We start from the raw sequence: 13,818 nt of genomic DNA, 5'->3' as shown, positions 1-13,818 counted from the left end.
ATCTATCTGTATTACTTACCTTTGCTTTAAATTGGTTGCGGGAGCTGGATTTGAACCAACGACCTTCGGGTTATGAGCCCGACGAGCTACCAAGCTGCTCCATCCCGCGTCCATCTTCAAAGCGGGGCGAACTATAACGGCAGTGCTGTGGCATTGCAAGGAGGAATTCTAAAAAAACGGGTGAATGCTTAAATATAAAGCGTAGTGCGGGGAATTCGTCCAGTCTTGGCCGTTATCAGGGATTTGAGCGAGTTAAATGTGGGGTAACTGCCTGACTAAATCGAGTTTCGGCGAATAACTGTTTATCTTTTATGTCGCTTCACAGGTATAATGTCGCTTTGATTTTGACTGCGTATTGATTATCCCATGCTTAATTTTTTTGCTGCCGCCCCTAAGGGCTTTGAATATAGCTTAGCCCAAGAACTGACAGAATTTGGTGCGACTGAGATTAAAGAGAGTGTTGCCGGTGTCTATTTTACCGCGCCGCTTGCCTTAGCTTACCGTATTACCCTGTGGACACGTTTGGCCAGCCGTATCGTGCTGGTGATCTATAAGGGCCCCTGTGAGTCGGCGGAGCAATTATATAACGCAGCTTATTGTATTGATTGGTCAGCTCATTTCTCCAATCGCAACACCTTTAGTATCGATTTTCACGGCACTGGCGGCTTTATCAACAACACCCAGTTTGGTGCGTTAAAGATTAAAGATGCGATTGTTGACCGTTTCCGTGATGACGGTGATGCCCGTCCAAACGTCGCCCGTATTGATGCCGACATTAAAATCGACGCCCATTTCCGTAATGGGGTGATTACCATTGCGATGAACTTCTCGGGACCTTCTTTACATCAACGCGGTTATCGCTCTACGACTGGTGAAGCCCCATTAAAAGAAAACCTCGCCGCCAACATGTTAGTGCGCAGTGGCTGGAAAGCCGCGCCAACCACCTTGCTCGATCCTTTCTGCGGCAGTGGTACTGTACTGATTGAGGCCGCATTAATGGCTGCCGATATTGCTCCAGGGTTGCAGCGCAGCCGTTTTGGTTTTGAGCATTGGCGCCGTCACGATAAAGCCACCTGGCATGAGATTTTAGAAGAGGCCAAGGCGCGTGCATCCTTAGGTGTAAAGCGCTGCGACGTGAAGTTCTACGGCTCGGATATCGATTCGCGCTTAGTGGCACTGGCAAAACGCAATGCGCAAAACGCCGGTGTACTTGAACTGATTGACTTTAAAGTGGCAAATGCGCTGAATGTCGAGCCGCCCGCTGGTGAAGGTTACTTGATTACTAACCCTCCCTACGGTGAGCGTTTAGGCAGTGTCTCTGAGCTATTGCAGCTGTATTACCAATTAGGCGACAAGTTTAAAAAGGAGTTTGGCGGCTGGAAAGTAGCCATGCTCTGTAGCGATATTGAGCTGATTTCGGCGCTGAAACTCAAAGCCGATAAGCAGATGAAGATGTTTAACGGTGCGCTAGAGTGTGCCTTTAACCTTTATACCTTGCACGCGCAAAGCACTCGCCGTGATACGCCCGTATTGCCAGAAGGTGTGGACATTGCCGATATCGCACCAGCGTTTGCGAACCGTATTAAGAAAAACGCTAAGCAATTAGAAAAGTGGGCGAAAAAAGAAGGTATCGACAGTTACCGTTTATATGATGCCGACATTCCCGAATATAACGTAGCGGTCGACCGCTATTTAGACCATATCGTGGTGCAGGAATATATGGCGCCGGCCAGCATTCCAGAGGCCGTGACAAAACGCCGTTTAAGCGATGTGCTCTTGGCTCTGCCTGCTGCGATTGGTGCCGAACCGCATAAGATCACTATGAAGACCCGTGAGCGTCAAAAGGGCACCAATCAATATCAAAAGCTGGATGAGCGAAAGCTTGAACTTATCACCACCGAATATGGCGCTAAGTTTAAGCTGAACCTGACGGGCTATTTGGATACAGGCTTGTTCCTTGACCACAGATTAACCCGCCGTTTAGTGGGACAAAAATCGAAAGGGCGCCGGGTATTGAACCTGTTCTCTTACACAGGTTCTGCCTCTGTGCATGCCGCATTAGGTGGCGCTAAGTCGGTCACGACGGTTGATATGTCAAACACCTATCTGGCGTGGGCGAAGGAAAACTTTGCGTTAAATGACCTCAGTGGCAAGCAGTATGAGTTTGTGCAGGCCGATTGTTTGCAATGGATCCGCGATAGTGCGCTCGATAAATCTGCGCAATATGATTTGATTTTTATCGATCCGCCGACCTTCTCTAACTCCAAGCGGATGGAAGATTCCTTCGATGTGCAACGTGACCATGTGAATTTACTGGGCATGCTCATCAAGCTGTTAAGTCCAAATGGTGAGATAGTGTTCTCCAACAACAAACGCAAGTTTAAGATGGACACCGAAACCTTGGCCAAGATGAAAATCAAAGTGGAAAACATCGATGATCTGACCTTGCCGATGGATTACAAGCGCAATCCCCATATCCATAACACTTGGCTTATCACCCATGCATAATGTACTGCAAGCGGGTTACATTCTATACCACACCGAAGGGTGTCACTTATGTGAACAGGCTGCAGCATTGCTTAATGCCGCCGAGGTGTCCTTTACGGCCATCGATATTTGTGATGATGAAGCCTTAGCTGAACGTTATGGCGTGTGTATTCCCGTGGTGAAGGCCGCGGATGAGCGTTGCCTCTTTTGGCCCTTTGACGCTACCCAATTACAAGAATTTTTAGGAGCTTAGTTTGAGTCTGGTTCGTATCAATAATGGCTCGTTAGCCTATGGTTACACTCCGTTGCTGCAAAATGCCGATTTCACCATCGAGCGCGGCGAGCGAGTGTGTATTGTTGGCCGCAACGGCGCGGGCAAGTCGAGTCTATTGAAGATTTTATCCGGCGATGTGCTGCTCGATGAAGGGGAATTCAACATCGACAACAGCGTCACAGTTAGCCGTTTGCAACAAGATCCACCGAAGGCGGAGCAGGGCTCGGTCTATTCTTATATCGCCGCGGGCTTAAAGGAAGTCGGTGAAGCGTTAGAGCAGTACCATCAACTGTCCCATGATGTGGCCTTTGCCGAGCCTGAGCAGATGGAGCGCATGCTCAATCAAATGCAAAAGCTGCAGGAGACTTTAGATCATCACAACGGCTGGCAGCTTGACTCGCGCATCAAACAAAATTGTGAGTTGTTAGGCCTCGATCCCGATAAATCCTTGAGTGAATTATCCGGCGGTTGGCAGCGTAAAGTAGCGCTTGCCCGCGCCCTCGTGAGTCAGCCGGATTTATTGCTGCTCGATGAACCGACAAACCACTTAGATATCGATACCATCGAATGGCTGGAAAAATTCCTTTTGGATTTCCAAGGTGCCATTGTATTTATCAGCCACGACAGGGGCTTTATTGCCCGTATGGCAACTCGCATCGTCGACTTAGACCGCGGCGTAGTGACCTCATGGCCGGGGAATTACCAAGCTTATCTCGATGGTAAGCAGGAGTGGCTCCGAGTCGAAGCCGAGAAAAATGCCTTATTCGATAAACGATTAGCCGAAGAAGAAGTTTGGATCCGCCAAGGCGTTAAGGCCCGTCGTACCCGCAACGAAGGCCGCGTGCGTGCATTGAAAGCACTGCGCCAAGAACGCAGCGAACGCTTGAATCGTCAGGGCAATGCTAAGATGGCGGTGGCCGATACCGATCGTTCGGGTAAGTTAGTCTTCGATGTGAAGGACTTAAACTACAATCTGCCCGATAAAAATCTAGTTAAAAACTTTAATACGACAGTACTTCGCGGGGATCGTATTGCGCTTATCGGCCCTAACGGCTGTGGTAAATCGACCCTTATCAAGCTGTTGATTGAAAAGTTACAACCCCAATCGGGTGAGGTAAAAGTCGGTACTAAGTTAGAAATTGCCTATTTCGACCAATACCGTGAGGCGCTGGATCCTGAGCAAACCGTTGAAGACAACGTGGGTGAGGGTAAAAAGACCATCACCATTAATGGTCAAGATCGTCATATCTTAAGTTATCTGCAGGATTTCCTGTTTTCGCCGATGCGCGCTCGTACGCCTGTGAAGGCATTATCGGGTGGTGAGAAAAATCGTTTACTCTTGGCTAAGCTCCTTATTCGTCCGGCCAACCTGATCATCCTCGACGAACCGACAAACGATCTTGATATTGAGACCCTAGAATTGCTAGAGTCGCTGCTGACTGAATATCAAGGCACACTGTTACTTGTGAGCCATGATAGGGCCTTTATCGATAACACTGTCACCAGCAGCTGGTGGTATGCGGGTAATGGGCATTGGAGCGAGTATGTTGGTGGTTATCAAGACGCGATTGACCAAGGGGCAAAGTTTTATTCTGAGGAACCTAGTCAGCCAAACACGGTCGAAGCTCCTGCGACAGCAAAAACCGCTGAGGTGAAAGTGGCTGAGCCCGCCAAAGCCGCGAAAAAACTGTCCTATAAGTTACAGCGTGAATTAGAGGCCATGCCTGAGTTGATGGAGAAATTAGAGGCAGAAATCCTCGAATTGCAAACCACAGTGGCGCGCCCAGATTTTTATAGTCAGGCACAGGATAAAATCAATCCGATATTGAACCTGTTGGCAGATAAAGAAAAACAATTGGAAGTTTGCTTCGAGCGATGGGAAGAGCTTGAGTCACTGAAGTAAACCAATAATAAAAATGGGAATAGAATTAATGAAGTCAAAGTTGGATAAAGCCCTCTCCTTGGTTGCCTTAGGTGTCCTTGGCGTATTACACAGTGCCCATGCTGCACCCGTCTATGAAATTGTTAACCTTGATAATTATGATCTGCAAGGCACGCTCGAAGGCACTCGCAACGGTTATGCCTTAGGCGTGAATGCTAACGATGAGTTGGTCGGTATCGCCAAAGGTAAGAAAAAACTCAGTACTTCAGATGTGGAAGGCGGGGTTATTGACGTCGAAGATGGTATTGCCCCTGAGGAAACCATTACTTATTCGATTACGTCTGCCATTATTGCCAATAACTTTGCTTTTATCGCTGCACAAAATGATGCCGCTGGCGCATGGTTACCGACCTTTGACAGTATCAATGGCACTACGCCACCGAGTGATACTTCGGTCGTTAACTCAGTCGATACCTTTTACTATGGCATCAACGATGCTGGCGTGAAAGTGGGCAGTATGACTGCACCTGAAAAGAAAACGGAAAATACCGCGACTACGGATGATACTGCGGATTACTGGTATTACCGTGATTATGAATATCGCGGAGTTGCCAAAGTAGGCGATAGCGAAATCCCATTGCCCCCTCCTTATACTCAATATGTTAAAGATGACAAAACCGTTGAGTTAGGCGGTTGGTCTGCGGCAACTGCGATCAACAATAACAATTTAGTTGTTGGTTATGTTAGTACTGATATCAGTAAATATGGTGGCGATCGTGTAGCCTACTGTTTAAGCACAGATAACACGTTACCGTTAGATGTATGTATTCAGCGCGAGCAATATCCGAATACTCAAGGTACGCGCAATATTCAGTACCAAACCCGTGCCTATGTGTGGCAACTGGATAATGGCGTAGCAACTGGCACTGCTTTACCTTTAGGATTAACCCCTGCAAGTAATAATACCTTAACCTTTACCGCTCAAGCTCTGGGTGTAAACAATGAAGGTGTAGTCGCCGGACGCTCGCACGTGTACCGTAACGGTAATACCGATAGATTACGCCAAGATGCGGCTTATTGGAGTAAAGATGCCGAGGGCAACTATCAATATCATTGGATCCCAATGGGTGAGTCCATTTCAAGCTCTATCGCCTATGATGTGAATGACAACGGTATTCTTGTTGGTAGCTATCGCAGTTATATCCAAGGTTATCCACGTGATAAATTCTTCTACTTTGATATCAATACGCCTGAAGTCGCTTATGTCACGCCGAATGATTTTGCATCAACGACCACTGATCTTTCGAGCAAACCCAAAGATATCAATAATAAAGGCCAAGTTGTTGGTTATATTGAAACTACCTACGATAAGGAAAAACCACGTCCCAAGGCGGGCTTTCTCTACGAGAAATCTACTGGGGAGTTCAGTAACCTCAATAACTTGCTGACCTGCGAATCCAAAGGCTTTGAAAAAGGCTCTGATGGCAATTGGACTCGCCATCAGGTCGAAGTGCAGGACGGTACTGGCAAGGTGCTAAGCTACAACAGCGATATTCTCGTTGTTGAAGCCGCAAGCATTAATGAAGATGGCACTATCGTAGGTACCGCCTTTATCCGTAAACCTTCTTACCAGTTTGACTCGGATGGCAATGTTATCGTAGGTGAGAATGGTCTTCCCCTGTTTGAACTTAGCGGTAACGGTGACCCTGTAACAGCCTATATTCCGCGTATGGTGGTGCTCAAGCCATCTACTAATGGTGAAGCTTGTACTGTGGATGAAAGCACTGACACGGGTAATTACGAACGTAAGGGCGCAGCATCTCTTGCTTGGTTACTTGCCTTACCTTTAGTTTGGTTACGTCGTCGAGTTCGCTAATTTTTCAGCTTGAATTCAGACTCAAAAAATCGAGGCAAATTGCCTCGATTTTTTTTAACCATGATCTCAATAGTTTAATAAATAGTCGATAAAATGGACGATTTTTTGATTGATCTCGGCGCTGAAAAGCACTATTTCTATGGATGAAGCTGTTGCTTCTATTTCACGTAGAACAGAGGACGCTTGCATGAAAAGACAAAAACGAGATCGTTTAGACAGAGCTTTTTCCAAAGGATTCCAAGCGGGTATTGGGGGTCGATCTAAAGAGCTTTGTCCTTATGCAAATCTTGATTCGCGATCACAGTGGTTAGGTGGTTGGCGTGAAGGTGTGGATGGCCGAGTTAATGGGCTATTTAATAAATAACGAGTGTTTCTCGTGGATTAAATAGCCCAGAACAGACAGAGTAATGCAGCATAATTGCCCTCAGATGAGGGCATTTTTGTATCGAGTCGTGTAGGGTACTGCAGCGATTAGAAGGTAGAAGTGTCGCTAAATACGCCAACTTTTAAATCAGTCGCACTATAAATTTGACGACCATCGACTTCAAGAATGGCATCGGCAATACCCATGACCAATTTACGATGAATGGTACGTTTGATGTTTAGCTTGTAAGTCACTTTTTTCGCGCCAGGTAACACTTGTCCGGTAAATTTCACTTCACCGACGCCCAGTGCGCGGCCTTTACCCTCGGCGCCTTCCCAACCAAGGTAAAAACCGACTAACTGCCACATAGCGTCTAAGCCTAAACAACCTGGCATTACTGGGTCGCTGATGAAGTGGCAGCCAAAGAACCATAGATCTGGATTAATATCGAGTTCAGCAACAATTTCACCTTTGCCAAATTCGCCGCCGTTATCGTTAATGGTGATGATCCTGTCGATCATCAGCATATTATCTACGGGTAGACGAGGCGAGTTTGGACCAAATAATTTCCCATGACCACAGGCGATGAGTTCTTCTTTATTGAAACTGTTTGCTTTATTCATTGTTTTACTACTCCAGCAATAAGAGCGCCAAGATTAGCGAACACGTGTAAGCTAAACAACTCCGATCAGCTAATTAATGGCGAAATAATCCCAGTTTTGCGAGTAACCTCGTCATAAAACTAATTTCTTCCTCGCCGTTCCCCGCGAGCTTATCGAGCCGTTCTTGCACTAGGCCATACAAGGAGTCGGCAGGGAAGTCATTATCTTCATTGGCAACTCCAGCTGGCATCTGCATCAATAGTTCCACCGCTTCGTCCATATGCTCAATTGCATAGATATGGAATTGGCCTTTGCCTACAGCTGTTATCACTTTAGGAGCGAGATTAAGTTGCAGAACGTTCGACTTAGGCATAATCACGCCCTGTTCACCCGTGAGACCGCGTCGTTCACACAGATTGAAGAAGCCTTCAATCTTCTCATTAATGCCGCCGATAGCTTGCACATTGCCGAATTGGTCCAAGGCGCCAGTAATGGCGAGCGACTGGATAATCGGCTGCTCGGCAATGGCTGACATCAAACAGCAATACTCGGCGAGCGAGGCACTATCACCATCGATCTCTTGATAGGACTGCTCGAATACGATGTTGGCATTAAGGTGTAGCGGGGCGTCACGTCCAAAAATGCGATACAAACAGGCAGAAAGGATCATCATACCCTTGGCGTGGATATTGCCACCCAGCTCGGACTTTCTTTCAATGTCTGCCACTTCGCCATCACCATAGTGCACGGTTGCGGTGATCCGCGCGGGTTCGCCGTAACTATGGTCAATCGCATCGATAACCGTCAGGCCATTAATCTGTCCTACCATAGCGCCTTCAGTTGGCAGATTTATGAAATTGTCATCAAAACTTTGCCCAGAAAACTCTTCTGAGCTGTTATGGCGGTAGTTGGCTTGCTCGAGCGCGTGTTCAATACTGGCGGCATTGATAGTGGCTTTGCCGCGATAGACCTTAGCCTGAGCCATTAATTGGGCAAAATCGAGCATTGAGAGGCTTAAACGGCGTTGATGTTCTGTCAACCTCGCACTGTGTCTAAACAGTGGCGCAAGGCTTGATTGCTCTAAAGCAACCTCAACACTCTGAGCTACGGCTTGTAACCAACTGGCATATTGCACTTCTTTAAAGCGGGTCAGATCGAGTTCACTCGCCAGCTCTGCCAGCAAACTAAAGTGGCGCTGAAATTGCCAGTCCTCTGAGCGGACTTGGCTGTAAATTAAGCTTGCGCCAATCAGAATGATTTTACAATTTAGCGGAATAGGGCTCAGGTGGCTGCTTATCTGATAGGATTTTTGCGTCAGAATTTGCATCACCAGATCCCATAGGCTTTCGCGTTTCCACAGAGATTCGGCGCAGATAAACACATAGTGGCACTGGGCGAGTGCACCGGGTTGATATTTGCTGCCATTTGCCGATTGCACCATGCGGCCGAGTAGATCGGCACGGCGGATATTGCCACTCAGGTAACGGTAACTGACATTTTTCTCGGCAATGGCGCCTTGATTGTCGAGCGGCGCGTCATACTGCCATTGGAATTGAATCGCTTTTTCTACAGGACGAGCCGCCACTAAATAAGCGTTGGATAACGGCTCGATGGTTTCCATGAGGGCTTGCATGATTAATTGTCGGTCAATGCCGGGGAAATCGGCGAGGTACAGCTGTTGATCGGCAATGGCGTTATGTAACTTAAAGGCATCCAACACACGTTCTTGCCCTAAAAGCAGGGCTTTTAACCCTGTGGCCGATTGCGGCAGGGTAGGAAGGTTAAATTCAGGCGCGAGTGAGGATGATGGTATCAAGAGTGAATTCATATAAGCATTTACCATGAAAAGTTACCGCGATTTTACCATACCAAGACGGCAAGTCTCTTACTGTATAGGTGTTTTTGCGTTGGTTTACTCAGATATTGCTGAAAATTTGTTGGCTATTTGCCTGAAAAAACATCTTGGTGAGCATAAGATGAGCATTTGACACGATATTGAAAAATTGCTGTTTACAAGCACCGATGATGCTTATATTATTTGCGCCATTCGGAGGGGTGGCAGAGTGGTTTAATGCACCGGTCTTGAAAACCGGCGTGGGTTTATAGCCCACCCAGGGTTCAAATCCCTGCTCCTCCGCCATATTTTACGGAAAAGCCATCAGCAATGATGGCTTTTTTGTTTTTGCAATTTAGGAAGTTGAACCCTAGGGTTCCTCATTCTAAGCGCCGCTCCTCGGCCATATTTCACGAAATGCCATCAGCGATGATGGTTTTTTGTTTTTGCCATTTGAACTTTCAGGCTCCTCAGTCTAAGCGCAGCGCCTCCACCATCTTCACTTAATCCCATCAGCGGTGATTGATACTTTGTTTGTAAAATTCGACTCTTGGTTCTGCATGCGAACCTTGCCATCTTTCTTTACTGTATTTGAGTGTTATATGAACAGAGCTGGCTCCACCAACTCAGTGTTGTTTGGCAGATGGGGGCACATGGAGTCACTTGGGCTATACGAATACCTATTTGCTAAGGTTAACGCCCATTTACTTAAGCAAACTCGTATTTACCTTGAGGGTTTCTTCCTACCTTCTTAACTACTTATAAGTGCAGGCATCTACATCGCCAATTTGTCTTCACACGCATATAGCGCTTTGAGTCGCGGGACTTTTTATTAAATGCCTATATCGGCTATATAAAGTGGCTACTTTAAGGGGGGGGGCGAGCTAAAGGGACGTGTGTATTGAGCGCAGCCTGTTTGCGCCTAAGTAGCTATAAGTGTGAACACAGGGACTTTTGGATGAAGATTAGACGTTATTCGATGATTTTATCGACGACTGCATATCAAATCGCCAATCAATTCAATTAATAATAAATTTAGGTTTACAACCTGAGGGGAGATAGCTATTATCTCGCTCGTTCGGAGGGGTGGCAGAGTGGTTTAATGCACCGGTCTTGAAAACCGGCGTGGGTTTATAGCCCACCCAGGGTTCAAATCCCTGCTCCTCCGCCATATTCTACGGAAAAGCCATCAGCAATGATGGCTTTTTTGTATTTGCAATTTAATAAGTTGAACCCTAGGGTTCCTCATGCTAAGCGCAGCTCCTTCGCAATACTCCACAAATAAACCATCAGCGATGATGGCTTTTATGTCTTTGCAATTTAGTAAGTTGAACCCTAGGGTTCCTCATGCTAAGCGCAGCTCCTTCGCAATACTCCACAGATAAACCATCAGCAATGATGGCTTTTTGTTTTTGCAATATAGTAAGTTGAACCCTAGGGTTCCTCATGCTAAGCGCAGCTCCTTCGCAATACTCCAAAGATAAACCATCAGCAATGATGGCTTTTTTGTTTTTGGCATTTGCACCCCAGGTTCCTCAACTAAGTGCTGCTTCTCTGCCAGATTAAGTCTAAAGATCGTTAAGCAATTTGCGTTCTTTTGGATTCTCAGGCTTCTATTCTATGGTGTTTAAAACTTGCGGCATTGAGCACACTCTTGGTTATTTGCCGTGAATGCCGAAACCAGTAGCGCCCTAAGCGCAGAATTTAAACTGGGTTAATGAGTCCGTTGTTCCTTTAAATATCATCTAGTTAACAATATTCATTTTATGCTTTGCGAAATGCCATTGTTGGGCTAAATTACCCTGATAACCTATATTCCGGTTGCGGTATTCTGATTTGGCTACACTGTGTTAGTCGACATTGGTTAAAGGTGGATAAAAGTTGATATCGATATATTTAGTTGACGACCATGAGCTTGTAAGAACTGGGATCCGCCGCATCTTAGAAGATGAACGTGGGATCAAAGTCGTGGGAGAAGCGCCAGATGGCGAGACCGCGGTACAGTGGGCGAGACAAAATGAAGCCGATGTCATCTTAATGGACATGAATATGCCTGGGATGGGCGGGCTCGAAGCCACACGTAAGATTTTACGTTATCAGCCCCATGCCAAGATTATTGTATTAACTGTGCATACTGAAGATCCTTTCCCCAGTAAAGTGATGCAGGCGGGCGCGTCTGGTTATTTAACCAAAGGGGCAACGCCACCGGAGGTATTGCAAGCGATACGTCAGGTTTCCCGTGGGCAGCGCTATCTATCCCCAGAAATTGCCCAACAAATGGCATTGAGCCAATTCAACCCTGCCGATGAGAATCCGTTTAAAGCCTTGTCCGAGCGTGAGCTGCAAATTATGTTGATGATCACCAACGGTGAAAAGGTCAATGATATTTCGGAGCTGCTCAACTTAAGCCCAAAAACCGTTAACAGTTACCGTTATCGCTTGTTTGCCAAGCTTGGGATCAGTGGCGATGTGGAGCTGACCCGTTTAGCGATCCGCTATAAAATGTTAGATGCAGGCCATTTCTAATGGCCGCTTGTGTCAATGGTTCTAGCATTAATTAAGTGTTAGTTGTGAGTGTGAAGACGATTTATCAAATTGTGTTGAAGACGGTGAGTAAAAGAGTGGGTGTATAACGATGTCGACAGGTTTTAACGCCCAGAGTTTTTTACGCACGGTTTCATCCTCTGCTGGGGTTTATCGCATGTATGACGTCAAAGGTGACGTCATCTATGTGGGTAAAGCCAAAGATCTTAAGAAGCGCTTATCCTCCTATTTCCGTAAAAACCTTGGGAATGTGAAAACCCAGGCGCTGGTGTCCCATATCCATCATATCGATGTGACGCTGACCCACAGCGAGACCGATGCGCTGCTGCTTGAAAATGACTATATCAAGCAGTACATGCCCAAATACAATGTGTTACTGCGGGACGATAAGTCATACCCTTATATTTTCTTGAGCCAACACAAGCATCCACGCCTTGCATACCATCGCGGGCCGCAGCGGGAGAAGGGCTATTACTTTGGGCCTTATCCGAATGGCGGCGCGGTGCGCGAAAGTTTGCACTTGATGCAAAAGCTGTTTCCTATCCGCCAGTGTGATGATCTCTATTATAAATCACGCACTCGTCCCTGCCTGCAATACCAGTTATCCCGTTGCAGCGCGCCCTGCGTCGGTAAGGTCAGTAATGCGGAGTATGATGAGCAGGTTAAACTCGCCAGTTTGTTCCTTAAGGGAAAAGATAAGCAAGTTATCAGTGAGCTCGTGGCTAAGATGGAAGAAGCCGCCGAGCAGCAAGCCTATGAGCAAGCCGCGCGCTTTCGCGATCAAATTATGGCGCTGCGCCGCGTGGCCGAGCAGCAAGAAGTCTCGGGCAATACCGGGGATATGGATGTTATCGGCGTACACTACGCTTCGGGTATCGCCTGTTTTCACTTGCTATTTATCCGCGAAGGTAAAATTTTTGGTAGCCGCAGCTATTATCCAACGGTGCCTGCGCAAACGGATATCGAAGAGGTCTTACGTTCCTTCCTGCTACAGTTTTATTTAAATGCCGATATTCAACGTACCATTCCTAAGGAAGTGGTGATAAGTCATCACTTTGAAGAACTGCATGAGCTAGAGTCGGCCGTCTCTGAGGCGTTAAACAAAAAGTTCAGCATCAAAACCAATGTGCGCGCCGACAGGGCAAATTTTTTGCGCCTCGCGCTGACTAATGCCACTAATGCGGTGATGACGCGTCTGTCCCATAAAAATACCGTTGAACAGCGTTTTGTCTTGTTGGAAGAAATCCTCGAACTCAATGCGCCAATCCAGCGGATGGAGTGTTTCGATATCAGCCATACCATGGGGGAGAGCACGGTAGCCTCCTGCGTGGTGTTTAACCGCGAGGGGCCACATAAGGCCGAGTATCGCCGTTATAATATTGAAGGCATTACGCCCGGCGATGATTATGCCGCGATGAAACAAGCCATTAGTCGCCGATTTGATAAAATCGATGCCAGCGGCAAAATTCCTGACATCTTATTTATCGACGGCGGTCTAGGGCAGCTGCGTATCGCGCAGCAAATAGTCGATGAGAAATTCGTTAATTTAGATAAAGCGCCGCAACTGATTGGGGTGGCAAAGGGAGAGAGCCGTAAACCCGGGCTTGAAACCTTAATCTTTGGCGACACTGAAACGAGCTTTTCCCTTGAAGATGACTCACCAGCGCTGCACCTTATTCAACATATTCGCGATGAGTCCCACCGCTTTGCGATAACAGGTCATCGCAATCGTCGCCAGAAAACCCGTAACACCTCGACGCTCGAATCCATTCCGGGCATTGGTCCTAAGCGGCGCAAGGCGTTATTGCAACATCTTGGTGGTTTACAGGAAGTGAAGGGCGCGAGTGTGGCCGAGTTAGCGAAAGTGCCTGGTATTAGCATAGAAATGGCACAAACCATTCATGATGCATTGCGAGGGTGATAAATTTAAGGCAAGATTGGCGCTGCTTTTGACT

General features: G+C 47.0%; 9 protein-coding genes and 3 tRNA genes. 9 read left to right on the top strand and 3 right to left on the bottom strand.

The window, feature by feature from the left end; translation table 11 throughout:
* Nucleotides 1-32: 32 nt before the first annotated feature.
* A tRNA-Met gene (locus L2713_RS12485) sits at nucleotides 33-109 on the bottom strand.
* 257 nt (nucleotides 110-366) lie between these two features.
* Between L2713_RS12485 and rlmKL the strand changes: the two genes are divergently transcribed.
* From rlmKL to rmf, 5 genes are all read left to right on the top strand, one after another.
* Nucleotides 367-2,508 (top strand): bifunctional 23S rRNA (guanine(2069)-N(7))-methyltransferase RlmK/23S rRNA (guanine(2445)-N(2))-methyltransferase RlmL, encoded by a 2,142-nt coding sequence (gene rlmKL, locus L2713_RS12480; RefSeq protein WP_248968112.1) that lies wholly within the window; start codon nucleotides 367-369, stop codon nucleotides 2,506-2,508.
* On the top strand, nucleotides 2,501-2,740 hold the full coding sequence (locus L2713_RS12475) for a glutaredoxin family protein (RefSeq protein WP_248968111.1): 240 nt from the start codon (nucleotides 2,501-2,503) through the stop codon (nucleotides 2,738-2,740). The genes rlmKL and L2713_RS12475 overlap by 8 nt, the downstream gene beginning before the upstream one ends.
* Nucleotide 2,741: 1 nt before the next feature.
* Nucleotides 2,742-4,664 (top strand): ABC transporter ATP-binding protein, encoded by a 1,923-nt coding sequence (locus L2713_RS12470; RefSeq protein ID WP_248968110.1) that lies wholly within the window; start codon nucleotides 2,742-2,744, stop codon nucleotides 4,662-4,664.
* Nucleotides 4,665-4,692: 28 nt separating this feature from the next.
* Nucleotides 4,693-6,519 carry a DUF3466 family protein gene (locus tag L2713_RS12465; protein ID WP_248968109.1) on the top strand — a complete coding sequence of 609 codons (1,827 nt, stop codon included), beginning with the start codon at nucleotides 4,693-4,695 and terminating at the stop codon, nucleotides 6,517-6,519.
* Between the two features lie 187 nt (nucleotides 6,520-6,706).
* The gene (gene rmf, locus L2713_RS12460; RefSeq protein ID WP_011071969.1) at nucleotides 6,707-6,883 is read left to right on the top strand and encodes a ribosome modulation factor; all 177 of its coding nucleotides are present in this window, start codon (nucleotides 6,707-6,709) and stop codon (nucleotides 6,881-6,883) included.
* Between the two features lie 107 nt (nucleotides 6,884-6,990).
* Here the strand turns inward: rmf and fabA are convergent, their stop codons facing one another.
* Together fabA and L2713_RS12450 are read right to left on the bottom strand one after the other, a co-directional pair.
* Nucleotides 6,991-7,506, bottom strand: coding sequence for a bifunctional 3-hydroxydecanoyl-ACP dehydratase/trans-2-decenoyl-ACP isomerase (gene fabA / locus L2713_RS12455; RefSeq protein WP_011622326.1), 516 nt, complete (start codon nucleotides 7,504-7,506; stop codon nucleotides 6,991-6,993).
* 73 nt (nucleotides 7,507-7,579) lie between these two features.
* Entirely contained in the window at nucleotides 7,580-9,313 is a 1,734-nt protein-coding gene (locus L2713_RS12450) for an AAA family ATPase (protein WP_248968108.1), read from the bottom strand.
* Between the two features lie 221 nt (nucleotides 9,314-9,534).
* On the opposite strand from L2713_RS12450, the gene L2713_RS12445 reads away from it, so the two are divergent.
* From L2713_RS12445 to uvrC, 4 genes are all read left to right on the top strand, one after another.
* Nucleotides 9,535-9,625: transfer RNA gene (locus tag L2713_RS12445), tRNA-Ser, on the top strand.
* Between the two features lie 774 nt (nucleotides 9,626-10,399).
* Nucleotides 10,400-10,490, top strand: a tRNA-Ser gene (locus L2713_RS12440).
* A 710-nt stretch (nucleotides 10,491-11,200) separates the two neighbouring features.
* A complete protein-coding gene (gene uvrY / locus L2713_RS12435) occupies nucleotides 11,201-11,845 on the top strand; it encodes a UvrY/SirA/GacA family response regulator transcription factor (protein WP_248968107.1) in 645 nt (214 codons plus the stop codon).
* Between the two features lie 109 nt (nucleotides 11,846-11,954).
* Entirely contained in the window at nucleotides 11,955-13,784 is a 1,830-nt protein-coding gene (gene uvrC, locus L2713_RS12430) for an excinuclease ABC subunit UvrC (protein WP_248968106.1), read from the top strand.
* Nucleotides 13,785-13,818 lie beyond the last annotated feature (34 nt).

This window comes from Shewanella seohaensis (genome assembly GCF_023283775.1).
Lineage (GTDB): Bacteria > Pseudomonadota > Gammaproteobacteria > Enterobacterales > Shewanellaceae > Shewanella > Shewanella seohaensis.
The sequence above is the reverse complement of the archived record's forward strand: the minus strand, read 5'-3'. Positions and strand labels throughout refer to the sequence as shown.

Coding starts and splice junctions, on each gene's coding strand:
- rlmKL (WP_248968112.1), top strand. CDS start 367: ATGCTTAATTTTTTTGCTGCCGCCCCTAAGGGCTTTGAATATAGCTTA.
- L2713_RS12475 (WP_248968111.1), top strand. CDS start 2,501: ATGCATAATGTACTGCAAGCGGGTTACATTCTATACCACACCGAAGGG.
- L2713_RS12465 (WP_248968109.1), top strand. CDS start 4,693: ATGAAGTCAAAGTTGGATAAAGCCCTCTCCTTGGTTGCCTTAGGTGTC.
- rmf (WP_011071969.1), top strand. CDS start 6,707: ATGAAAAGACAAAAACGAGATCGTTTAGACAGAGCTTTTTCCAAAGGA.
- fabA (WP_011622326.1), bottom strand. CDS start 7,506: ATGAATAAAGCAAACAGTTTCAATAAAGAAGAACTCATCGCCTGTGGT.
- L2713_RS12450 (WP_248968108.1), bottom strand. CDS start 9,313: ATGAATTCACTCTTGATACCATCATCCTCACTCGCGCCTGAATTTAAC.
- uvrC (WP_248968106.1), top strand. CDS start 11,955: ATGTCGACAGGTTTTAACGCCCAGAGTTTTTTACGCACGGTTTCATCC.